The sequence below is a fragment of the Myceligenerans xiligouense genome (genome assembly GCF_003814695.1).
GTDB lineage: Bacteria > Actinomycetota > Actinomycetes > Actinomycetales > Cellulomonadaceae > Myceligenerans > Myceligenerans xiligouense.
The window spans coordinates 1,620,100-1,642,442 of the sequence record NZ_RKQZ01000001.1; the positions used below are offsets into that span (position 1 = coordinate 1,620,100).

The 22,343-nt window shown below is 74.6% G+C and carries 17 protein-coding genes; 11 read left to right on the plus strand and 6 right to left on the minus strand.

Annotated elements, in window-relative coordinates:
* Positions 1–25: 25 nt before the first annotated feature.
* From EDD34_RS06950 to EDD34_RS06965, 4 genes are read left to right on the plus strand one after another with little or no spacing between them, the layout of a single operon-like run.
* A complete protein-coding gene (locus EDD34_RS06950; protein ID WP_123813913.1) occupies positions 26–1,153 on the plus strand; it encodes an ATP-binding protein in 1,128 nt (375 codons plus the stop codon).
* Positions 1,150–3,870 (plus strand): DUF5682 family protein, encoded by a 2,721-nt coding sequence (locus EDD34_RS06955; RefSeq protein WP_123813914.1) that lies wholly within the window; start codon positions 1,150–1,152, stop codon positions 3,868–3,870. Before EDD34_RS06950 ends, EDD34_RS06955 begins: the two co-directional genes overlap by 4 nt.
* Complete coding sequence (locus EDD34_RS06960) at positions 3,867–5,072, plus strand: VWA domain-containing protein (protein ID WP_123813915.1); 1,206 nt, start codon at positions 3,867–3,869, stop codon at positions 5,070–5,072. Before EDD34_RS06955 ends, EDD34_RS06960 begins: the two co-directional genes overlap by 4 nt.
* The gene (locus EDD34_RS06965) at positions 5,069–7,120 is read left to right on the plus strand and encodes a hypothetical protein (protein ID WP_123813916.1); all 2,052 of its coding nucleotides are present in this window, start codon (positions 5,069–5,071) and stop codon (positions 7,118–7,120) included. Before EDD34_RS06960 ends, EDD34_RS06965 begins: the two co-directional genes overlap by 4 nt.
* Positions 7,121–7,215: 95 nt before the next feature.
* Here EDD34_RS06965 and EDD34_RS06970 read toward each other — a convergent pair whose 3' ends face one another.
* Positions 7,216–7,950, minus strand: coding sequence for an HNH endonuclease family protein (locus tag EDD34_RS06970; protein WP_246012228.1), 735 nt, complete (start codon positions 7,948–7,950; stop codon positions 7,216–7,218).
* Positions 7,951–8,131: 181 nt separating this feature from the next.
* Between EDD34_RS06970 and EDD34_RS06975 the strand changes: the two genes are divergently transcribed.
* Together EDD34_RS06975 and EDD34_RS06980 are read left to right on the plus strand one after the other, a co-directional pair.
* Entirely contained in the window at positions 8,132–9,148 is a 1,017-nt protein-coding gene (locus EDD34_RS06975; protein ID WP_123813917.1) for a Gfo/Idh/MocA family protein, read from the plus strand.
* A gap of 99 nt (positions 9,149–9,247) precedes the next feature.
* Positions 9,248–10,615 (plus strand): serine/threonine-protein kinase, encoded by a 1,368-nt coding sequence (locus tag EDD34_RS06980; protein WP_123813918.1) that lies wholly within the window; start codon positions 9,248–9,250, stop codon positions 10,613–10,615.
* A 71-nt stretch (positions 10,616–10,686) separates the two neighbouring features.
* Here the strand turns inward: EDD34_RS06980 and sucB are convergent, their stop codons facing one another.
* Both sucB and lpdA read right to left on the minus strand, forming a co-directional pair.
* Positions 10,687–12,441 carry a 2-oxoglutarate dehydrogenase, E2 component, dihydrolipoamide succinyltransferase gene (gene sucB / locus EDD34_RS06985; protein WP_123813919.1) on the minus strand — a complete coding sequence of 585 codons (1,755 nt, stop codon included), beginning with the start codon at positions 12,439–12,441 and terminating at the stop codon, positions 10,687–10,689.
* Positions 12,442–12,472: 31 nt separating this feature from the next.
* Entirely contained in the window at positions 12,473–13,960 is a 1,488-nt protein-coding gene (lpdA, locus tag EDD34_RS06990; protein ID WP_123816379.1) for a dihydrolipoyl dehydrogenase, read from the minus strand.
* 192 nt (positions 13,961–14,152) lie between these two features.
* Here lpdA and EDD34_RS06995 point away from each other — a divergent pair, with 192 nt between their 5' ends.
* Positions 14,153–14,506 (plus strand): oxidoreductase, encoded by a 354-nt coding sequence (locus EDD34_RS06995; protein WP_123813920.1) that lies wholly within the window; start codon positions 14,153–14,155, stop codon positions 14,504–14,506.
* A gap of 112 nt (positions 14,507–14,618) precedes the next feature.
* Here EDD34_RS06995 and EDD34_RS07000 read toward each other — a convergent pair whose 3' ends face one another.
* Positions 14,619–16,124 carry a leucyl aminopeptidase gene (locus tag EDD34_RS07000; RefSeq protein WP_123813921.1) on the minus strand — a complete coding sequence of 502 codons (1,506 nt, stop codon included), beginning with the start codon at positions 16,122–16,124 and terminating at the stop codon, positions 14,619–14,621.
* A complete protein-coding gene (locus EDD34_RS07005; protein WP_123813922.1) occupies positions 16,121–18,958 on the minus strand; it encodes an AfsR/SARP family transcriptional regulator in 2,838 nt (945 codons plus the stop codon). The genes EDD34_RS07000 and EDD34_RS07005 overlap by 4 nt, the downstream gene beginning before the upstream one ends.
* 267 nt (positions 18,959–19,225) lie before the next feature.
* On the opposite strand from EDD34_RS07005, the gene EDD34_RS07010 reads away from it, so the two are divergent.
* Genes EDD34_RS07010 through EDD34_RS07025 form a run of 4 tightly spaced genes read left to right on the plus strand, consistent with a single transcriptional unit; the run spans position 19,226 to position 21,400 of the window.
* Positions 19,226–19,585 carry a hypothetical protein gene (locus EDD34_RS07010; RefSeq protein ID WP_123813923.1) on the plus strand — a complete coding sequence of 120 codons (360 nt, stop codon included), beginning with the start codon at positions 19,226–19,228 and terminating at the stop codon, positions 19,583–19,585.
* Positions 19,561–20,085, plus strand: coding sequence for a hypothetical protein (locus EDD34_RS07015; protein WP_246012230.1), 525 nt, complete (start codon positions 19,561–19,563; stop codon positions 20,083–20,085). Before EDD34_RS07010 ends, EDD34_RS07015 begins: the two co-directional genes overlap by 25 nt.
* A complete protein-coding gene (locus EDD34_RS07020) occupies positions 20,082–21,185 on the plus strand; it encodes a quinone-dependent dihydroorotate dehydrogenase (RefSeq protein WP_123813924.1) in 1,104 nt (367 codons plus the stop codon). The genes EDD34_RS07015 and EDD34_RS07020 overlap by 4 nt, the downstream gene beginning before the upstream one ends.
* On the plus strand, positions 21,182–21,400 hold the full coding sequence (locus EDD34_RS07025; protein WP_123813925.1) for a hypothetical protein: 219 nt from the start codon (positions 21,182–21,184) through the stop codon (positions 21,398–21,400). The genes EDD34_RS07020 and EDD34_RS07025 overlap by 4 nt, the downstream gene beginning before the upstream one ends.
* 51 nt (positions 21,401–21,451) lie before the next feature.
* On the opposite strand, the gene EDD34_RS07030 is transcribed toward EDD34_RS07025, so the two are convergent.
* The gene (locus EDD34_RS07030) at positions 21,452–22,282 is read right to left on the minus strand and encodes a maleylpyruvate isomerase family mycothiol-dependent enzyme (protein ID WP_170176988.1); all 831 of its coding nucleotides are present in this window, start codon (positions 22,280–22,282) and stop codon (positions 21,452–21,454) included.
* Between the last annotated feature and the right edge of the window lie 61 nt (positions 22,283–22,343).

The following is a 22,343-nucleotide window of genomic DNA, read 5'->3' on the forward strand; positions in this document are numbered from 1 at the left end:
CCGTGTACGAGAGGAAAGACCGAGGATGACGACCGAGACGACCGAGGCCCGCGCGGACGCGGCGATCGAGCAGCGCCCGCCCGTGGAGGTGCGGCACGCCGGGGAACTGGCGGCGCTCGCCGCGTGGGACGAGGAGCGTGGCGCGGAACGGCCTCCCGGCTGGCGGCTGAGCCCGCGCGCCGTGCGCGCCTTCGTGGTGGGGGACGAGCGGATCGGGGTGAGCCGCAAGTTCTACGGCGACGACCCGCTGGTCGACCGCGCCGTCGTGGCGCTCATGGGCCGCCAGGGGCTGATGCTGGTGGGCGAGCCGGGCACGGCGAAGTCGATGCTGTCGGAGCTGCTGTCGGCGGCGGTGAGCGGATCGTCCACGCTGACGGTGCAGGGCACGGCGGCCACCACGGAGGACCACGTGCGGTACTCGTGGAACTACGCGCTGCTCGTGTCCGAGGGCCCCACGGAGCGGTCCCTCGTCCCGTCACCCGTGATGACGGGGATGCGCGCCGGATCGCTCGTGCGCTTCGAGGAGATCACGCGCTGCGCGCCCGAGATCCAGGACACGCTCGTGTCGATCCTGTCCGAGAAGCAGCTCATGGTCCCGGAGCTCGGGCCGGACGCGCGGGAGGCCGCCCGGCCCGGGTTCAACGTCATCGCGACCGCGAACCTCAAGGACCGGGGCGTCCACGAGATGTCGGCCGCGCTCAAGCGCCGCTTCTCGTTCGAGACCGTGGCGCCCGTGCGGGACCGCGACTTCGAGATCGAGCTCGTGGAGCGGCAGCTCACCGCCGAGCTCGGCGCCTCCGGCGACCGGCCCGCGATGCCCCGCGACGTGCTCGAGGTCCTGGTCACGGTGTTCCAGGAACTGCGGTCCGGGACCACCCGGGACGGCGCCCCGGTCAAGCGGCCCGAGACCGTCATGTCCACGGCCGAGGCGGTCAACGTGGCGGTGGCGGCATCCCTGGAGGCCCGCTACCTGGGCGACGGCCGCGTCACCGCCGCGGAGGTCGCCCGCCAGGTCGCGGGCGTCGCGCTCAAGGGCGACGAGGAGGACGCGCGCCGGCTGCGGCACTACGTCGACAACGTGGTCCGCGAGCGCGCTCGCAAGGACAAGGGGTGGAAGGCATTCTTCGACGCGGCCGAGGTGCTGTGGCGGTGAGTACCGGGAACCACGGTCTGCGCGAGGCGTGGCAGCTCGCGCCCGATCGCCTGCGCCGCGCCGCCGCTGCCGTCGAAGCGCTGCGTGAGCAGGGCGTGTACCTCGCCCCGGTGCGGCACCACTCGCCCGCCTGCGCGGTCGCGGTGCGCCGGGCGATCGAGGAGCTGCGGCCCGCGGTCGTGCTGATCGAAGGGCCGGAGGAGTACACCCGGCTCCTGCCGGAACTCCTGCACGAGGAGACCCGGCCCCCGGTCGCGCTGCTCAGCCTGCCCGAGGGCCAGGGCGCCTCGGGCGGCGCCTCCTTCTACCCGCTCGCGTCGTTCTCCCCGGAGTGGGAGGCGCTGCGTGCGGGGCGTGAGGCCGGCGCGGACGTCCGGTTCTGCGACCGCCCCGCCGCGGAACGCGAACGGCCCGCCGGTCCCGCGACCGCCGTCGTCCCGGAGGGCGGCACGTCCGCGGAACCCGCCGGGCCGGGTGGGGGACGGGACCCCGGGTCCGCCGTCGGGCCGCGGACGGCACCGGAGCAGGATCCGTTCGCGCGGACCCTCATGTCCGAGCGGTACCTCGCCCACTCGAGGTCGGTCGCCGCGCTCGCCCGGCGCCTCGGCTGCCGGGATCACGACGAGCTGTGGGACCACCTGTTCGAGAGTCGTCCCCCCGCAGGCCTCGCGGACTGGCGGACGACGTTCGACGACGTCTTCGCCTGGGCGGCCCTGTCCCGCCTCGACTACGAGGACGAGGTGCTCGCCGCGGACGGTTCCCTCGACCGGGAGGCCTGGATGTCCGGCCGGACGGCCGAGGCCGCCGGACTCCCGGTGGGGACCGCGCCGCGCGACGGCGAGGCGCCTTCCGGCCCCGTCCTCGTCGTCACGGGCGCGTTCCACACGCCGGCCATCGCCGAGGCACTCGCCGGGCTGCCCGAGGGCGCCCCGGTACGCCACCGGTGGCCCGACGGCGGCTACGGCCCGCAGGCGACGGGAGACGCCTGGCTGATCCGCTACGACCACGAGCGGCTCGACGGGCTGCGCGGCTACGGCGCCGGTATGCCCTCCCCGGGCTTCTACGAGCGCCTCCACGCCACCCACCTGCGGGACGACGCACCCGGCGGGCACCCCGACGAGGACGCGGGCCGTGGCGGTCCCGGCATCGCGACCGAGGTGCTGGTGGACGTCGCCCGCGCCGCGGCCGAGCGCGGGCACCAGGTCTCCACCCCGCAGGTCGCCGCGGCCGCCGTCGCCGCGACGCGGCTCGCCGACCTGCGGATGCGACCGTTTCCCGGCCGCACCGACGTCCTGGACGCGATCACCTCCTGCTTCGTGACCGACGACGGCGGGATCGGCCCGGAACGCCCCCTCGGCCTCGCGATCGCCGAGGTCTTCGGCGGCCGTGAGGTCGGGCGCGTCCCGGCGGGCGGGGCCGTGCCGCCACTGGTCCGGGACGCACGGGAGCGGGTGGCCGCCGTCGGCCTCGACATCGGGACGACCCTGCCCCGCACCGCGCGGCTCGATGCCCGGCGCACGCCCGGGCACCGTGCGCGCCGCCAGGTGCTCGCGGTGCTCGACCTGCTCGACTGCGGGTTCGGGCGGCAGATCTCCGGCCCGGACCATGTCGCCGGGCGCGGGCTCGGGATGATCGGCGAGGAGTGGGAGTACTGCTGGACGCCGGTGGTCGAGGCGCGGCTGGTGGAGATGTCGCACCTCGGCGCGACCGTGGACGCCGCCGCGGTGACGCTGCTGCGGCAGGCGGAGGAACGGCTGCGGGCGGAGGGCGCGCCGGCCGCCGCGGACGGGGTGGCCACGCTCGTGGCCCGCGCGGCGGTGGTCGGCCTGACCGAACACCTGCCCCGGCTCGTCAGCCTGCTCGCGCGCACCCTCGACACGGACCGTGACCTGGGATCCGTGGTGTCGGGCGCCCGCCGGCTGCTCGGGCTGTGGCGGTCGCGGGTGGAGCTGGGCCTGGCCCCGGACACCGGCGCGCCGGACGGCACCGGGGGAGCGGCGGCACCCGGTGGCACCCCGGCAGGCGACCTGCTCGACCTGGTGGCGCAGGCACTCGCCACGGCCGCGTACCTGGTGCCCGACGCCGGCCGCGCGGGGCCGGACGACGAGGAGGCCGCCGTCGTCTCCGTCCTGGAACTGCGCGCGCTGGTACGGGACGCGCAGCGGGCGTGGGCGGACGACGGAGCGGCCCCCGCCGGGCAGGACCCGGCGTCGGCGGTGGCGCGCGAGCTCGCCCGGCTGCGCGACGACGAACGGGCGGCGCCGGCCGTGCGCGGCGCGCTGCTGGCGGTCGGTTCGGTGGACGGCGACGTGCCTGACGACGTGCTGGTCGACCACGTGCGCGGTGCCCTGCGGCCGGGAGCGGACCCGGCGCTCGCGGTGCGCTTCCTCGGTGGTGTCCTGCGAGCCGCGCCCGACCTGCTGCTGCACACGCCGGAGCTGTTCGACGCGGTCGACGGCGCGATCCGCGACCTGACGCCGGACGCCTTCCTGGCGGTCCTGCCCGACCTGCGCCGTGGCTTCACCTGGCTGCGCCCCACCGAGACCCACCGGCTGGCCGAGCGTGTCGCGGAGCGTACGGGTTCCCGGGCGTCCGACGTCGGCGTGCGGGTGCTGATCGACGAGAACGACCTGGCGGCGGGGATCGCGGTCGAACGCGAGCTCGCCGCCGTGCTCGCCCGGGACGGGCTGGCGCACTGGAGCGGAGGACACACATGACAGGGACGGGCAGCACCACCGCGGGACCGCCGTCGCACGGCGTACCGGACCAGGAGGCCGCGCGGCGCTGGCGGCTCGTGCTCGGCCGGTACGCCGCCGAGCGTCTCGACGTGCCGGCCGGCGACCAGCGCCTGGAGAGCACGCTCGGCTACCTCTACGACCGCGAGTACACGGCGCGCGGGCATGCGGCCGGACGGCGCGAGGCCGGACGGCGCGGGGGCGGCGGGTCCGGCGGCGCGGGACTCGAGGGCTCGGCGCCGCACGGCGTCGACTTCTCGGCGCTCGGCTGGCTCGGCGAGGCGCGGTCGCTGTTCCCGCGCGAGACCTTCGAGCGGATGCAGGTCGAGGCCGTGGGCCGCTACGGCCTGACCGAGCTGCTGGGCGACCGCGGGACGGTCGAGGCGATGGAACCGTCGCGGGAGCTCGCCACCGCGCTGCTGCAACTGCGGGGCAAGCTCGACCCCTCCGTGGCCGACGGCGTGCGCCGCGTCATCGAGCGCGTGGTGGAGGACGTGGTGCGGCGACTGCGGTCACGGTTCCTCACGGCCGTGGGCGGACGCGTGGACCGGTCGCGCCGGTCCATGCACCGCGTCGCGCGGAACTTCGACTGGAAGCGGACACTGCGCGCCAATCTCGGGCGGGTCGACGGCGACGGGCGGATGCTCGTGCAGGACGTGCGGTTCAACGCGCGGCAGAAGCGGGCCCTGACCTGGGACGTCGTGGTGTTGGTGGACCAGTCCGGCTCGATGGCCGCATCGCTGCTCTACTCGGCGGTGTGTGCGGGCATCCTGTCGGGGCTGCCCGGGATCGACGTGCGGCTGGTGCTGTTCGACACGAACGTGGTCGACATGTCGCACCTCGCGCACGACCCCGTGTCCGTCCTGCTCACGGCGCAGCTGGGCGGGGGCACCGACATCGCCCGTGCCGTGCGGTTCGCGGAGGGCCAGGTGCGCGACCCGTCCCGGACGGTGGTGGCACTGGTCAGCGACTTCTACGAGGGCGGTTCCGTCTCCGAGCTGCTGGCGGCGGTGCGGCGGCTGCGGGCGTCGGGCGTGACCCTGCTCGGCCTCGCCGCACTCGACGAGACCGCCGACCCCGTCTACGACCAGGGCACGGCCCGGCGCCTCGCCGAGGCCGGCATGGAGGTGGCGGCGCTGACACCCGAGAGATTCGCCGAGTGGCTGGGGGAGGTCCTGGCATGACGTACCTGGAGGCGTATGCCGCACTGCCGGACGAGGAGCTCGCCGGGCTCGCGAGCACCGGCCTGCTTCGCCGTGCGAGGAAGCTGTCCGACGACGTCGCCGAGGTGGCGTCGGACGCCAAGGGCGCGGATCTCACGGTCGGCGGGCAGGCGGTCCGCGTGGACGGGCGCGGGCCGTCGGCCGTGGTCTGCGAGTGCCCGACCGGCGGGGTGTGCGTGCACATGGTTGTCGCCTGGCGCTGGGCACGCGCCCGCGCGGACGCACTCGGCGTCCGCCCGTCCGCCCCGGCGGGTACCGGGGATACGGCGGAACCCGGCGGGGCGGGGCGGCCCGCCACTGCGAAGGGGGCCACGGCGAAGCGAGCCACGGCGAGCGCGTCCGCCACGAAGCGGGCCACGGCGAGGGCGTCCGCGACGGCGAAGCGCCGTGCCGTGGCGGTCGCGGAGGTGCGGGACGCCGTCGTGCATCTGCTCGACGGCGGCCTGGCGCACCTGCGCGACGACGCGCCGGAGTCACTCCGCGCGCTCGCGGGACGTGCCCGCGTCGCGGGGTTCGAACCCGTGCACGGGCTGCGTCTCGACGCCCTGCTGCGCACGGCCGCGGGACAGGCCGCCGACCTGGCGGCGCACGCCGACGGCACCGACGAGGCCGACGTCCTGTCGACCCTCACCGAGATCTGGGCCTTGTGCGAGGCGCACGAGCACGCCGGGCCCGGCGGCCCGGGCGGTTCCGGCGGCCCGAGCGACTCGGGCGGTTCCGGCGGCCCGGGAGCCGGAGAGCCGGACGGGACGGGGGCCGTCGCGGCGCCGGACCGGAAGAAGGTCGGTGAGGGACCGGACGAGATCCCGTCCGCCGGGACGCGGAACGGGAAGAAGGCCGCCGGGAACCGCTCCGGCCGGGAGGAGGACGAGATCGACGTCGCGCGGCTCGTACCGCTCGGCGTGCGGTGGTGGACCGCGCCGAGCGGGTCGCGCGGGCTCGCGTTCGCGGCCTGGGACCTCGGCGAGGGCCAGGTCCGGACGGCGGTGACCGGGCGGCCCGCCGGATCGGACCCGTCGTTCCGGCGCGAGTGGGAGATGCCGTTGCTGTGGGGCGCGTCCCCGGCACGGCTGAGTGACGGCCCGTTCTCGCTGTCGGCCGTCCGAGCCCGGCCGGACGGCACGCTGGGCGCCGGCGGCAGCCCGAGGCTCGAACGGCTCGGAGCCTTCGACCTGGACGAGCTGCGGCACGTCGCCGAGCGCACCGGCACCGCGCGCCCCGCCCGGGACACCGTCGGGTTCGGGCGCCGCCCGTCACACCTGCGCCTGCTGCTCGTGCGCGACACGGGCGAGGTCGGCGTCGACGAGGTGCGCCAGGACCTGACGTGGACCGTCACCGATTCCGGCGGGCAGGAGCACCTGCTGCGTGTCCCCGTCGAGGACCGGCGCACTGCCGATGTGATCCTGCACGTCCTGGCGGGGCGGTGGCCCGTGGTCGGGGTGACGGCCGAGCGGCGCGAGGACCGGATCGAGCCCGTCGGGATCTTCCTGCGCGGGACGGACGGCGTCCTCCGACTGATCAGCCCGTCCCTCACGGAGCAGTACCAGATCGGCCGCGACTCACGCTGGAGCCGGCACCACTGGGACACGTGGCGCCGGCGACTGTCACGGGTGGCCGGGATGCGCTCGCGGGCGCGAGCGGTGACCGAGGCCGCCGAGCCCGACCCGCCCGTGGTCCGCGCGTGCGGCCTCGCCTGGGGCGTGCTGGTCGCCGTGGCCGCCACCGGCCGCTACCGGCTCACGCCGCGTCAGCGCTCCGACCTCGACCTCGCTCGGCGCCTGGCGCGTGACCTGGGGCTGAGCACCCTCGAACGCGCGGTCGCGGACCTGGTGCCCGACGGCGCGATGCCCGGTCCCGGCACAGGCCCTGGCGGCGCGGTCTCGGATGACGGCGCGGGCTCCGGCTCCGGCTCCGGCCGCGCCGGCCGCACGGCCGGGCTCACCCCCGAGGCGGTGGCGCGCGCGGCGTTCCTGGTCCGCCGCACCCGCGAGATCACCTCCGCGACGTAGGACGGCCGCGACGTAGGAAGGAGACGTGTGACGGCGGCGGTGCGGGACCCGGGCCCGGGTCCCGCACCGCCGCCGTCGGGCACCGTGTCACGCGCTCAGAGGCCGCCGGTCGGGAGCGGTTCCGCGGGGCACGACGTCAGGACGTCCGTCATGGCGTCGTGCTCGTCCGGGGTGACCCACAGCTCGTACTTGACCTTGACCGCCACCTGCGCGGCGACGTACTCGCACCGGTAGGAGCCGTTGTCGGGAAGCCACTCGGAGGTGTCGTCGGCGCCCTTGCCCATGTTCGCGGGGCCGTCGGACGCCACGAGGTTGAGCGGGTCGTTGGCGATCCGCTCACGCTGCTCCTGGTCCCAGGCGTACGCGCCGGTCACCCAGGCGTTCTTCAGCGCGACGATGTGGTCGATCTGGACGTCGCCCGAGTTCGGGCCGCGCTCGAAGTCGATCTCCGTGCCCGTGTACGGGTCGTCCAGCGTGCCGGACGCGATCTCGCACGTGTCGCCCGCGGTGTACTCGAAGTCCTCCAGGTCGCGGGCGAGGATGTCGTTGCGGGTGTCGCACGAGTTCTGGTCGACGTCCTTCCACGCGGTGCCGAACGCGTCACGGTCGTACCCGTCCTCGTCCTCCCACTCGCTGATCTCCAGGCTCTCCAGCGCCTCCAGGGCCGACCCCTCGGCACCCTCCGCGGGGGTCGCGTCGTCGCCGAGCGACTTGAAGAGGAAGTTTCCCGCGAGCACGAGCGCCGCGATCACGACCAGGGTCACCTGAAGGGCCTTGCGCTTGCTCAGCTTCTCGAGCAGCGACTTCTTCGAATCGGATGCGGCGGCCACGTTGCTCCAATACCGTGTTAGCGCGATATAAGTCGTACTGCGTATATATACCAGTCGCACACGCACGCGAAGATCTTCACCCCGCCCGCTGCCGCCGTCGTCGGCCCTGGTCCTGCCGGCCACTCGCGCCGCAGGTCGGACAGCCCGCGCACGGGCCGCCTCGCTCAGGCACGATGGGCGTATGGCACTACGGCTCGGAATCGTCGGATACGGCGGAGCAGGACGACAGATCCACGCGAAGCTCGCGCGCGAGGCGGGGCTGACGGTGACCGCCGTCGTCACCCGGGATCCGGGGCGGCGCGTGCAGGCCGCGGGTGACTGGCCGGGCGCCAAGCTCCACGACGACCTCGCGAGCATGCTCGGCGACCGGGGTGCGTACGACGTCGTCGTCGTCGCCAGCCCGACCGCCATGCACGCCGAGCACGCCGCCGCCGTCGCCGCCGCGGGCGTCCCGTTCGTGCTGGACAAGCCGATCGGTATCGACGCCGACGAGGCACGTCGCATCGTCGACGTCGCAGCCGACGCCGGCACCCCGTTCACCGTGTTCCACAACCGGCGCTGGGACCCCGAACAACTCGCCCTCCGCGCCCTGATCCGCCGCGGCGACCTCGGCGACGTGCACACCTTCGAACGCCGGTGGGAGCGCTGGCGGCCCGTGCCCCGGCAGCGGTGGAAGGAACGCGACCCCCGGGGCGGCGGCCTCCTGCTCGACCTCGGGCCGCACCTGGTGGACTCCGCCACGCAGTTGTTCGGCCGTGTCGAGGCCGTGTACGCGGAGATGCGCGCCCTGAGCACACCGGTCGAGGACGACGTGTTCCTCGTGCTGCACCACGCCGACCACGTGGTGTCCCGCCTGTGGGCGGGATCCCTCGTCGGAGCGCCCGGGCCGCGCACCCGGGTGCTCGGCACCGGCGGCGCGTTCGTCGTCACCACGTTCGAGGAGGACGCCTCGCCGTTCGAGGTGCTCGACGCCGGCGCCCCGGACGGCACCGCCGGATGGCTCACCCACGGCCGCGAGCGCACGCCCGTCCCGGCCGCCGCCGGCGGCCACGCCGACTTCTACCGCGCGGTGGAGGCGTGGCTCACCGGCGAGGACGACGCCGTCGTCCCCGTCGACCCGGCCGACGCCGTCCGCACCGCCGAGGTGCTCGACGCCGCCCGCGTCGCCGCCCGCGAAGGCCGCATCGTCGAGGTGTGAGGCCGCGCAGGCCGCCGCGATGTTGTACCACCCCGTCGCGGCTCGCGCATATCAGTGGACAGCGGGCGAGGGGCACGCACCGGGCGTAGGTATGAATACGTGCATCTCATCGACGCCACGGAACTCGTTCCTGTCACGGTACCGGCCGCAGGACTGGCACGGGACCTGTTGGTCCGGCGGCTCGACACGCTGGCGGACATCGATCACCCGAGCCTCGTGCGGCTGGTGACCATCTCGCCGTCGGGCGGCGACCGCATCGACGTGCGGCTCGACCGACCCGACGCCGCCGACCTCCCCACGGTCCTCGCCTCCCGGGGGCCGTTCACGGCCGCCGAGGCGTCGGGCATGGTGGTCTCCGTCGCGCAGGCGCTCGCGGCACTGCACGGCGCGGGGCTCGTGCACGGCCCGGTGGAGCCCACCGACGTGCTGTTCACGCCCGAGGGCGAGGCGCTGCTCCGGCCGCGCCTCGCCCTGCCCGCCGCGGCCACGGGAGAGGAGCCGGTCGCGGACGTCCCGTCGCTGGCCCGGCTCGCGCAGTCGGTGCTGCGGACCGGGCTGACCGGCGCGGACGGCAGGCCCGCCGCGCTCAGCGGAGCGGACCTGGCGCTGCGTGCCGAGCTCGCCGGCGCCTGCGCCGCCGACCCGCGGGAGCGTCCCGAGGCCGGCACGTTCGCCGCCCGGGTGTACGGGGTGGTGCCCCCGGCGCGGGTGCGCATGCCCGCGCCCGACGAGCTCGTCGAGGCGGCGCGCACCGGGCCGATCTCGATCATCGGGCCGGCCGCCGGGGGCCGTGTGGTCCGCCGCGAGGACGTGCGGCCGTACTCGGGGCCGACGCCGCGCGCGCGCCGGAACCCCCTGCGCGGCAGGAAGGGCGCCGTGCTCGCGGTGGCGGCGGCGGGGCTCGCGGTCGGCGTCGGGGCGGGGGCGCTCGTCTCGGTACCGGGCCTGCTGCCCGGCGGGGACACGGCCCCGGCCACGGGTTCCGCGCAGGGCCAGACGGCCGACGCCCAGGAGCCCCGGACCGCGGCGCAGCTGGGTGCCGACCTCGCGGCGATCGGCGACCGGGGCAACCCGGCGAAGGCCGCGGTCGAGCTCACGCGCCTGCGGATGCTGCTGCTGACCGGCATGCCGGTCGAGGTGTCCGACATCGACCAGGCCGGGTCGCCCGCGCACGCCGCCGACGTCGCCCTGCTGAACCGCATCTTCTTCTGGAGCAAGCAGGTGTCGGGGGCCGAGGTGTATGTCACCAAGGCGGAGGTCGTCGGGAGCCGGGACGGCGGTGGTGGTGGGCACCTCGCGAAGGGCGACCCGCTGGACTCCGTCGTCGTGCGCGTCGAGTACCGGATCAGCGCCCACATGCAGGTCGGCGACTCGGGTCCGGTGCAGGTCCCGGAGTCGGAGCCCCGCTCGGCCATGCTCCAGATGACCTGGACGGACGACGGGTGGCGGGTCTCGCGCGTCTCGTGAGGACGGCGAAGGGGCCGGACAGCCGCTCGGGCTGTCCGGCCCCTTCGTCATCGGGCGGGGCCGTCGTCAGGTCAGAGACCCAGCTCCGACTCGAAGGCGCCCTCCTCGATGCGGTTCTTGATCGCCGTCAGGAAGCGGGCCGCGTCGGCGCCGTCGACCAGGCGGTGGTCGTACGAGAGGAAGATGTACGACATCTGGTGCACGGCGATCGAGTCGTTGCCCTCGGCGTCCGTGATCACGACGGGCTTCTTCGTGATGGTGCCCGTCCCGAGGATCGCGGCGTGACCCCCCGGCACGATCGGCGTGTCGATCAGCGACCCGCCCGAGCCCGTGTTCGTGATGTTGAACGTGCCACCCGACAGCTCGTCCGGCGTGACCTTGTTCGCCCGGGTGCGGGAGCCGAGGTCCTGGATCTGGCGGGCGATGCCGGCCAGGTTCAGGTCGCCGGCGTTCTTGATCACCGGGACCACGAGGCCACGGTCCGTGTCCACCGCGATCCCGACGTTCTCCGACGGGTGGTACGTGATCGTGCCGGCCTCGGTGTCGATCGTGGCGTTGATCTTCGGGTACGCCTTCAGCGCCTCGACCGCCGCCAGGGTGAAGAACGGCAGGAACGTGAGCTTGGCGCCCTCGCGTGCGAGGAACGACTCCTTCGCGCGGGCCCGCAGGCGCGCCACCCGCGTGACGTCCACCTCCATGACCGTGGTGAGCTGGGCCTGGGTCTGCACCGCCTCGAGCATCCGCTGCGCGACGACCTTGCGCAGGCGCGACATCTTCTCGGTGGTGCCGCGCAGCGGCGACACCTCGAGCACGGTCGACGGAGCCGGGGACGACGCCGGTGCTGCCGCGGCGGGTGCGTCGGCGGGGGCCGGCTTCGCCTCGGCCGCCGCGAGCACGTCCTCCTTGCGGATGCGCCCGCCGACGCCGGTGCCGGTGATCGTCGTGACGTCCACGCCCTTCTCGGTCGCGAGCTTGCGGACCAGCGGCGTCAGGTACGAGCCGGTCGAGCGGCCGGACGTCGCCGCGGGGGCGGGCGCCGCGGGGGCCGCGGGGGCCGGTGCGGGAGCAGGAGTGGGCTCCGGAGCAGGAGCGGGCTTGGCCTCGGGCTTGGCCTCCGGCTCGGGCTTGGCCTCCGGCTCCGGCGCGGGTGCCTCGGCGGCCGGTGCCGGCTCCGGGGCGGCGGGAGCGGCAGCGCCGGAGCCGACGATCGCCAGCGTGGCGCCGACCTCGACCGTCTCGTCCTCGCCCGCCAGGATCTGCTGGACGGTTCCGGCGACGGGCGAGGGGATCTCCGTGTCGACCTTGTCGGTGGAGACCTCCAGCAGCGGCTCGTCGACGGCGACCTCCTCGCCGACCTCCTTGAGCCAGCGGGTGACGGTGCCCTCGGTGACCGACTCGCCCAGTGCGGGGAGCTTCACCTCGGTGCCCTCGCCGGCCGGAGCGGCGGCGGGAGCTTCCGGCGCAGCCTCCGCCGCCGGAGCCTCGGCCGCGGGAGCGGGCGCCTCCGGTGCCGGAGCCGCCTCGGCCGGTGCCTCGGGAGCGGGCGCCGCTTCCGCCGCGGGGGCGGCCGGAGCCTCCCCGGCGCCGGAACCGTCGCCGATCACGGCCAGGGTGGCGCCGACCTCGACGGTCTCGTCCTCCTCCACGAGGATCTGCTCCAGGGTCCCCGCGACGGGCGAGGGGATCTCGGTGTCGACCTTGTCGGTCGACACCTCGAGCAGCGGCTCGTCGACGGCGACGGTGTCGCCGACGCTCTTGAGCCAGCGGGTGACAGTGCCCTCGGTGACGGACTCGCCGAGGGCCGGCAGCTGCACGTTCTCAGACATGACCGGTTGGGTCTCCTTCGTCGTTACTGGGTCAGTTGTGGGCGTGCAGAGGCTTGCCGGCCAGAGCCATGTGTGCCTCTCCGAGTGCCTCGTTCTGGGTGGGATGTGCGTGGACGAGCGAGGCGACGTCCTCCGGGAACGCCTCCCAGCCCACGATGAGCTGGCCTTCCCCGATCAGCTCGCCCACGCGCGAGCCGATCAGGTGCATGCCGACGACGGGGCCGTCCTTGCGGCGCACCAGCTTCGCGAAGCCGGTGGTGTCCAGGATGCGGCTCTTGCCGTTGCCGGCCAGGTTGTACTCCAGGGTCTCCACGGCGTCGGCGCCGTACAGCTCCTCGGCGCGGGCCTGCGTCACGCCCACGGACGCGACCTCCGGCTCGCAGTAGGTGATCCGGGGAATGGTGGCCTCGTCGACGGGCATCGGCTCCCGCAGGCCGGTGTCCGGCGCGGGACCGTCCGGCGAGACGCCGCTCGCCGCCGCGACGGACTCGGCCACGAAGATGCCCTGCGCGAACCCGCGGTGCGCGAGCTGCAGCCCGGGAACGATGTCGCCCACCGCCCACACGTGACCGCCGTCGGGCGTCGTCACGCCGGTGCGCAGCCGCTCGTCGGTGACCACGAAGCCCTGACGCAGCGGCACGCCGGCGGCCTCGAACCCGAGGTCCGCGGTGCGTGGCCCGCGCCCGACGGCGACGAGCAGCAGGTCGGCGTCGAACGACTTGCCGGATTCGAGGGTGACGCGCACGCCGTCGTCGGACTGCTTGACCTCGGCGAAGCGGTCCCCGAGCGTGAAGCCGATGCCGCGCTTGCGGAACGCCCGCTCGAGCGCCTTGGACAGGGCGAGGTCCTCGGCGGGCACGAGGTGGTCGAGAGCCTCGACGATCTGCACCTCGGCGCCGAAGGACCGCCACACGCTGGCGAACTCCACGCCGATCACGCCGCCGCCCAGCACCACGACGGAACTCGGTACGTGGTCGAGCGTGAGGGCCTGGTCGGAGGTGATGACGCGGCCGCCGATCTCCAGTCCGGGCAGCGTGCGCGCGTACGAGCCGGTGGCGAGCACGACGTGACGGCCGGCGTACCGGACGCCGTCGACCTCGACCACGCCGGGCGCCACGAGCGTTCCGTGCCCGGTCACGAAGGTGACCTCGCGCGAGGCGACCAGCCCCCGCAGCCCCTTGTAGAGGCCCGCCACGACGGAGTCCTTGTAGGCGTGGACGCCGGCCATGTCGATGCCGTCGCTCGACGTGCGGACCCCGAACCGGGATCCCTCCCGGGCGACGTCGGCCACCTCGGCGGCGTGCAGGAGGGCCTTGGTCGGGATGCACCCGTTGTGCAGGCACGTCCCCCCGAGCTTGTCCTCCTCGATCAGGGCGACGCTCAGGCCGAGTTGTGCCGCGCGCAGTGCGGCGGAGTACCCACCGCTGCCGCCGCCGAGCACGACGAGGTCGAAGGTGCCGGGGTTGCCGGCGGACGTTGCCGTGGATGGCACTGCGTTGCTCCTCGCTCCAGCGGTCATCGCGTGCGCGGGTGCCTTGTGGGCGCCGGACGCACCGTCTGACATCTTGTCACCTTGAACGCTACCCCCCAATTTGTGGGGTCGATTCGGGGTGTGACGCTGGAGACATTCCCGGCACTCCTGGGATGCTTCCAGACGTGACCTGGGACTTTTTCAGGCAACTCCCAAGGCGGGCCCGGTAGTCTTCGGCGCATGCCCAGATCCTCACGCCTCTCGCTCGCGAGCCTGTTCCGTCGCCGTTCGCGTGGCGGCCAGGACACGGGCGCCGTGCCGACGGGTGACGCCCGCCGGCAGACCATGAAGCACCTCCGGGACTTCATCGACACCCGGCAGGGCGTCGAAGCCTACGTGGAACCACCCACCGCCCAGATCCCCGCGACGATCCTGCTCGTGGCCACGACGGGGGAGTGGACCCGCCGCCGCGTGCCCGACGAGAAGACCGCCTTCGACCTGGCCGGCGAACTCGGCGTCCCGGTCTACAACGTCCGCTTCATCGGCTACCCCCAGCGCATGCGCGACTGGACGTCCGCCCAGCGGCGGAAGTAGCAGCGGCGGAGTCGGTCCGATGGCGAGCGGTCGGCTCCCTGTCAGTGCGGTCGGCCCCCAGAGGAACCGACCGCACTGACACCGGCCCTAGTGCATCACCGGCCCACCGGTCCTACTTCGCCGCCCGGTTCTCCAGGAAGGTCAGGAGGGTGCGGACTCCCATGCCCGTGCCACCCGGCGCCGTGTAGCCGTGCGCGCCCTTCTCGTTGTACGACGGCCCGGCGATGTCCAGGTGCGCCCACGGCGTGTCACCCACGAACGTGCGCAGGAACAGCCCGGCATTCAGCATCCCGCCCATGCGCGGGCCGGAGTTCGCGACGTCGGCGACCTTGGACTTGATGTTCGGCCGCAGCTCGTCCGGCAGCGGCATCGGCCAGAACAGCTCACCGGCCGCGTCGGCGGCGGCCTTGACCTCGTCGCGCACCGACTCGGTGCCCATGACACCCGCCGTGTACGGGCCGAGCGCGACCATCTGGGCGCCCGTCAGGGTCGCGATGTCGACGATCACGTCGTGCCCGTCCTCGACCGCGGAGGCGAGTCCGTCGGCCATGACGACCCGGCCCTCGGCGTCGGTGTTGAGCACCTCGACGGTCTTGCCGCCGTAGATGGTGATGACGTCCGACGGCCGCTGCGCCGTGCCGCTCGGCATGTTCTCCGCGAGGCAGAGGTAGGCGGTCACGGCGACCGGCAGGCCGAGCCGCGCGACGGCGACCATGGTGCCGAGCACCGCCGCGGCGCCGGCCATGTCCGACTTCATCGTCTCCATGCTGGCCGACGGCTTGAGCGAGATGCCGCCCGTGTCGAACGTGATGCCCTTGCCCACGAGCGCGATCTTCTCCGTGGGCCGGGCTCCCCCCTTGGCGGGTGCGTAGGCGATCTTCACGAGGCGCGGTCCGCGCGAGGAGCCCTGACCCACCGCGGTGAGGCCGCCGTAGCCGCCCGCGGCGAGCTGCTTGTCGTCCAGGACGGTGACCTTCAGGCCCTTGACGTCCTTCGCGGCGGCCTTGGCGGCGTCGGCGAACGTGGCCGGGTACAGCTCGTTCGGCGCGGCGTTGACCAGGTCACGCGCGGCGTGCACGGCGTGGGCGACGACGCCCGCGCGCTCGACGGCGGCCTTCGCCTTCGCCCCGCGTGCCAGCGTGGTGAGGACCTCGACGGAGCCGACCGGCTCCTCGGCGCCGTCGGAACCGTTCGTCCGGTACTTGTCGAACCGGTAGGCGCCCAGCAGCGCGCCCTCGACGACGGCGGCCAGCGCGGCGTCGTCGGTCGCCGGGAGCGACAGGGCGGCGGACGCGACGCCGGACAGCTCGCGCGTGGCGGCACCCGCGGCGCGGCGCAGGATCTCGGGGTCGAACGTCCCGTCCTCGGCGCGCTCGCCGAGACCGGTCAGCACCAGGACGTCGGCCTTGAGCCGCGGCCCGGCCGGGACCTTGCGGACCTCGTCACGCGCCCCGGTGATGCCGAGCTGCGGGGCGATGGCCTCGATCTCGGTCACCAGTTCCGCCGGGAGGTGGTCGGCGACGATCGCGACGCCGTCGGACGTCTTGGCCGTGGCGACGACGAGTGCGTCGGCGCGTACGGCGATCGGATTCTTGCTGGAGAGGGAAAGGTCGGTCACCCCGCGATGCTATCCCGGTGTCCGACGGCGGTCGTGGTGGCGGGCGTGCGCGACGGCCCGTTCGCACGCCGCACCGGTGGGCAGACGTACGGCAGGGCCAGGCCGCCGGGCGCGCCTCGTTCGGGCACCAGGTCACCCGTCCGCAGCAGCACGGAGGGCGCGAGCGCGGCCGCGATACCGGCGGCCTCGTCGGCGTGCACGGCGGCGACGTCGTGGTTGCCCAGGGCGTCCTCGGCCCACGCGAGCCGTTCGAGGAGTTCGACCGTGCAGGCCCGGTCTCCCAGTTCACGGCTGATCCCCAGGGCTCGGCCGTAGCTCTCGCGCGCCTCGGCGAGCCGGCCCGCGCCCCGGTCGAGGTCGCCCAGTCCCCGGAGCGCGAACCGCTGGCCCTCCAGGTCGCCCGCCTGCTCCTGGACGCGCAGCGCCTGCCGGATCAGCTCCGCCGCGCGTCCGCTGTTCCCCGTCCGGAGATGGAGGTCGCCGATGTTGCACAGCACGAGTCCTCGTCCCCGGCCGTCACCCAGCGCGGTGAACAGCCCGAGCGCCCGTTCGTAGCGATCCAGCGCCTCGGCGAACCGGTCCATCTCGTCGTAGACCACGCCCAGGTTGTTCAGGTTCCAGGCCATGCCGGACGGGTCCTCGGCCACGACATGCAGGGTGTCCGCCTCCTCGTGCGCGGCCACCGCCTCGTGGTGCCGGCCGAGGTCGCTGTAGGCGACACCCAGCCCGTTGAGCATGCGGGCGCTGCCCAGCGGGTCGTCGCACCCGCGGGCCGCGGCCAGGCCGAGGTGGTGCGTGGCCAGCCAGTCGTCCCAGTGCTTGCCCAGGTAGAAGTAGGCCAGCAGGGCACCGGCGAGCTGCCAGGCGATGTCCGGCTCGGTGCCCGCCGCGTGCCGGACCATCGCGACCAGGTTCGGCCGCTCCACCTCGAACCAGCGCAGGCCCGCGCCGCGGTCCGCGAACGCCGGAACCTGGGACGGCGGCGGACCCTCCGGCTCGATGGACCCGGCACCCGGGTTCACCGCCCGGCGCGCGGCCACCGCCGTGTGCAGGTACCAGCGGCGCAGCCGGCGGAGGGCCTCGTCCCGGTCACGCGGCGGCTCGTCGGCGAAGGCCCGCTCCCGTGCGTACTCCCGCATCAGGTCGTGCGGCGACAGGCGGCCGTCCGGGCCCTGCTCGACCATCCCGGTGCGGACCAGGGACCCGATCACCCGGCGGGTGGCGGGAACGTCCGTGCCGGCCAGGGCGGCCATCGCGGGCGGGCTCAGGTCGCGCCCGGGGTGCAGGCCGTACAGCCGGAACAGGCGTGCCGCCGGCGGGTCGGCGTTCGTGTAGGACCAGGAGAACACCGAGCGCACGGCGACGTGCGGCTCGTCCAGGTCCAGGGCGTCCAGCCGGTCGTCCTCGCCCAGCTCGGCCGCCAGCCGCGTGACGTCCAGGCCGGGCCGGCACGACATCTGCTCGGCCGCGATCCGCAGGGCGAGCGGCAACCGCGCGCATCGCTCCACGACCGTCGCGACCGCGTCCGGGTCGGCGTCGGCGGCCGCTCCGGCCATCCGCCGGAACGACGCCACCGCCTCCCGAGCCGGCATCCGGTCCAGGCGCAGCCGGCGCGCCCCCTCCCGCACGACCAGGCCGGTCAGCTCGTCGCGGCTGGTGACCACGGTGAAGCTGGACCGTCCTCCGGGGAGCAGCGGCCGGACCTGATCGACGGAGCGGGCGTTGTCGATCAGGACCAGCACCCGGCGATCGGCGAGCACCGTGCGGAACAGCGCGGCCCGCTCGTCCGTGGCAGTCGGCACGTCGGAGCCCTCGACCCCCAGCGACCGCAGGAAGCCGGCCAGCGCGTCGTGCGGCGACACGGCGTCGTCGGGCCCGTATCCGCGCAGGTCGACGTGGAGCTGGCCGTCGGGGAACCGGTTCTGGGCCCGGTGCCCCCAGTGCACCGCCAGCCACGTCTTCCCGACGCCGGCCGTACCGCTGATCACCACCACGGCCGGCCCCGCCACGGACTCCAGCTCCGCCAGCTCCCGGGAACGTCCGGTGAACGCGCCCATGTCGTGCGGGAGCTGAGCCGGCGTGGGCCGGAACGGCCGGGCGGGCTCCGGCACCGGCCGGTCCGACGCGATCGGCTCGCCGGCCAGCACCTGCCGCTCCAGGAGGCGCAGCCCGTCCCCCGGCTCGACCCCCAGCTCGTCCACCAGGGCCCGCCGGGTGCGGCGGTACACCGCCAGCGCCTCCGCCCGCCGGCCGCTGCGGTACAGGGCGGTCATGAGCAGCTCGGCGGGCCGCTCGCGCAGCGGGTGCCGGGCGACGGCGTCGGTGAGCTCCGCCACCACCGCCGCGTGTCGTCCCCGTCGCAGCTCCGCGGCGTACCGCAGCTCCGTGGCGAACAGCCGGCGCTCGGTCAGGCGCGCGGCGGCGTCGGTGAGCGCCGGGCTGTCCAGGCCCCCGAACGGGGCTCCCCGCCACAACGCCAGGGCGGCGTCCACCAGCTCGACGCACTTCTCGGGGGAGCCCTCGGCCTGCCGGATCAGCGCATCGAACCGCTCGGCGTCCAGCTCGCCCGGCCGCACCCGCAAGCGGTAGCCGTCGTCCACGCGCGACAGCCGACCGGGATCCCCGAGGAGCTGGCGCAGCCGGTGCACGTGCAGGTGCAGGCGCTGCGCGGCCCGGTCGTGCCGCGCTCCCGGCCACAGGTGCTCGCTCAGCTCCGACACCGACACGGGCGCGGGGGCCCGGCTCAGCAGCACGGCCAGCAGCGTGCGCTGCATCCGGCCCGTCACGGCGACGCCGCCGATCCTGATCGATCCCAGCACTGCGAACTCGACCATGACGAATCCCCCCGGATGCGGTCGCGGGCCGACGACGGACCACAGGACACCGTCGCTCCACCGGCTGAGGCAAGGGCCGCCGACAGGTTACTTCGTGACGGCGCTCGCCGGACGAAAACCCGGCCCCGGCGGACGCCCGGCGCAGCCGTGCCGGCGCGTCAGCACGTCACGCACGGCCCTTCCCGGCCGTGTTCACCTCGCCCGATGAGAGGAGCGCCACGTGGCGAGCGATTTCATCGAGCCCTCTCGCGCCGGTAGTCTTCCACCGTGCTGCTACCCCTCCTGATCCTGCTGGTCGCGCTCTGCGTGGCGCTCGGTGGGTGGGCCGCCTGGTTCGTCGTCAAGGACCGCGCGGTCATCCTCAACCAGCTCTGGGGCGGAGCGGTCGTGGAGGGCGTGCTCATCGCGCAGGCGATCACCGCGGCGATCCGCAGCGCCACCGGCGCGCCGCCGTCGGACCCGCTGCTGTTCTGGGGGTACATGGCCACCGCCCTGGTCATCCTCCCCATCGCCGCCGCGTGGGCCTTCGCGGAGCGGACCAAGTGGTCGTCGGTGGTGCTCCTGGCGGCGGCTTTGACCGTGGCCTTCCTCGACTACCGCCTGTGGCAGATCTGGACGGGCGCATGAGCGGGTCCGGCGGTGACGCCCTGAGCGGCGGCGCCCGTCCGGCCGGCGCCGCCCGTTCCACCGGAGCCGGGTTCGGCCGGATTCTGGTGACGGTCTACGGGGTTCTCGCCTTCGCCGCGCTGGGCCGCTCCTCCTACGAGCTCGCCACCAAGTTCGGCGAGGCGCCCGTGGCCTACTCGTTGTCGGCGCTGGCCGCCGTCGTGTACGTGGTAGCCACGGTGGCGCTCGCGCTCGGGGCGTCGCCCTCCTGGCGGCGGGTGGCCTGGGGCGCGGTCGGCGTCGAGGCGCTGGGGGTGCTCGCCGTCGGCTCGGCGTCGCTCGCGAGCCGGGACGTGTTCGGTGAGTCGACGGTATGGAGCCTGTACGGGCAGGGGTACGGTTATGTCCCGCTCGTCCTGCCCTTCGTCGGCCTGTGGTGGTTGTGGCACACGCGCGGGCCGGCCGCGCACGGGGCCCGGGGCCCGGACCCGTCGGACGGATCGGAGGAGACCACCGCATGAGCTTTCCGTACTCCCTGCTCTTCAACGCCGTTTTCCGGCGGATGGATCCGGAACGCGCCCACGAGCTGGCTTTCCGGGGCATCGAGCTGCTCGGCAGGATGCCGGTGGCGGCCGACGTCGTGCAGGGCGCGCTCGCCCCGTACCTCGGCCGCGGGACCGGCGGGCCGGGCAGCGTCCGCGTGTTCGGGCGCACGGTGCCCGCGCCGTTCGGGCTCGCGGGCGGCTTCGACAAGAACGGGCGGGCGATCCGCGGCCTGACCGCCCTCGGCTTCGGCTTCGTCGAGATCGGCACGGTCACGGCGCACGGCCAGCCCGGCAACGAGCGCCCGCGGTTGTGGCGCGAGCTCGACCTGCGCGGCGTGCGCAACCGGATGGGCTTCAACAACGAAGGCGCCGCCGCGGCCGCCGAACGCCTCCGCGCCCTGCGCGCCACGCGGGCCGGCCGGGCGATCGTCGTGGGCGCCAACATCGGCAAGACCAAGCGGACACGGCCCGACCTGGCCGCCGAGGACTACGCCCACTCCGCCCGGCTGCTCGCACCATGGGCCGACTACCTCGTGGTCAACGTGTCCTCGCCGAACACGCCCGGGTTGCGCGATCTGCAGGCCACCGAGTCGCTGCGGCCCATCCTGACCGCCGTCCGCGAGGCCGCCGACGAGGCCACGGCCGCCCTGTCCGCCCGCGACCGCCGGACCGGCCCGCGCCGGGTGCCGCTGCTCGTCAAGATCGCCCCCGACCTGGCCGACGACGACATCGAGGCGGTCGCCGACCTCGCCCTCGAACTCGAGCTCGACGGCGTCGTGGCGGTGAACACCACCATCGGCCACGACCGCGGACCGGGTGGGCTGTCCGGCCCGATCCTGCGCTCCCGCGGCGTGGAGGTGGTGGCGCGGCTGCGCAAGCGCCTCGGCCAGGGGCCGGTCATCATCGGCGTCGGTGGCATCACGTCGGCCGACGACGTCCGCGCCTACCTGCACGCGGGTGCCGACCTCACCCAGGGGTACACGTCGTTCGTCTACGAGGGCCCGTTCTGGGCCTCGCGGATCAACCGCGCCCTGACCCGCTCCGCGGGCTCGGTCGGCAGCGGGAGACAGGAATGACCGCGGCCATCCGGCCCCGGTGGGAGTGGGCGCTGCACGACGACGAGGGCGAGGGCGTCCCGGAGCCCGTGACGCCGGTGTTCACCAGTCAGTTCGACGCCGAGCAGTGGCTGGGGGAGCACTGGCGGGCGCTGGCCGCGGCCGGCGTGTCGTCGGCCCAGCTCCACCACGACGGCGAGCCGGCCGGCCCTCGGGTGGACTTCCTCGACTCCTGAGGGCCGGCGCGCCTCGGCCGTAGCGCCGCGCGCCTCCCGGGACGCCCCGGTTCACGGCGTGGCGGCGGTGGACTCCGGGGTTCGTGACGTCGCCGCGCCACGCGGCGACCGGCCCGGGCCGGCCGGACCGCGGTATGCCTGGGCCACCTCGAGGTAGTCCGCGGCGTCGGGACCGGAGGCGTGCAGGCTGAGGTCGTCGGGGTGGCGCCGCCTGGTAGCCAGCAGGGCGAGGTCGACGGCGGCGCCGCACACCACGTTGGGCGCGTCCTCGGGGCCCACCTGGAAGGGGTCGCCGCCGGGCAGCTCGACGGCGAAGCGGAAGGCTCGCGCCGGTGGCTCGAGGCCCCGGGTCTCGTACCCGAACGGGATGGTCCGGTGGATGAACGGGAGCAGGTAGGCGACGCGGTCCGTTCGCGGGACCTCCACTCCCCGTGCGTCGGCGATGTCCTGGCCGTGGGCGAACAGCTCGATCATCCCCGCCGTGGTGAGGATGTGCGGGGGCAGGGGATTGACCAGCCAGGGCACCACCCCGTCGGGGTCCTGGGCGCCCAGCGCCCCCGTCACGGAGGCGGTCTGCCGGTCGAACGCCTCGAGCATGGTCTCCTTGGGGCCCTGGTTGTACCGGGCCAGGACGGCGTTCACCGCGGCGTCGAAGCCCTTCTCGCCCACCGGGGCCGTCATGGCACGGAACTTCTCCGGGTCCGCGGCCGCGGCCGCGGCGAGGTCGAAGATGAAGGTCAGGTGAGCGACCTGGTCCTTGATGGTCCAGGGATCGGCCGGGGTCACCAGGTCCCAGTCCGCGGCCGGGGCCGATGCCGCGAGGTCGCGGAACACGGCTGCTTCGGCGGTGAACGCTTCGAGCACCTTGGTCAGGATCGACATGGGAGTTCTCCGGTTCGTCTCGGGAGCGGTAGCGAACTCCCCGAGCATGTCGTGACCCCCG

Excerpts from the sequence above, each read along its gene's own strand:
- EDD34_RS06975 (WP_123813917.1), top strand. The coding sequence starts at position 8,132 with ATGGCACTACGGCTCGGAATCGTCGGATACGGCGGAGCAGGACGACAG.
- lpdA (WP_123816379.1), bottom strand. The coding sequence starts at position 13,960 with ATGACCGCTGGAGCGAGGAGCAACGCAGTGCCATCCACGGCAACGTCC.
- sucB (WP_123813919.1), bottom strand. The coding sequence starts at position 12,441 with ATGTCTGAGAACGTGCAGCTGCCGGCCCTCGGCGAGTCCGTCACCGAG.
- EDD34_RS07005 (WP_123813922.1), bottom strand. The coding sequence starts at position 18,958 with ATGGTCGAGTTCGCAGTGCTGGGATCGATCAGGATCGGCGGCGTCGCC.
- EDD34_RS07030 (WP_170176988.1), bottom strand. The coding sequence starts at position 22,282 with ATGTCGATCCTGACCAAGGTGCTCGAAGCGTTCACCGCCGAAGCAGCC.
- EDD34_RS06995 (WP_123813920.1), top strand. The coding sequence starts at position 14,153 with ATGCCCAGATCCTCACGCCTCTCGCTCGCGAGCCTGTTCCGTCGCCGT.
- EDD34_RS06965 (WP_123813916.1), top strand. The coding sequence starts at position 5,069 with ATGACGTACCTGGAGGCGTATGCCGCACTGCCGGACGAGGAGCTCGCC.
- EDD34_RS07020 (WP_123813924.1), top strand. The coding sequence starts at position 20,082 with ATGAGCTTTCCGTACTCCCTGCTCTTCAACGCCGTTTTCCGGCGGATG.
- EDD34_RS07025 (WP_123813925.1), top strand. The coding sequence starts at position 21,182 with ATGACCGCGGCCATCCGGCCCCGGTGGGAGTGGGCGCTGCACGACGAC.
- EDD34_RS06960 (WP_123813915.1), top strand. The coding sequence starts at position 3,867 with ATGACAGGGACGGGCAGCACCACCGCGGGACCGCCGTCGCACGGCGTA.
- EDD34_RS06950 (WP_123813913.1), top strand. The coding sequence starts at position 26 with ATGACGACCGAGACGACCGAGGCCCGCGCGGACGCGGCGATCGAGCAG.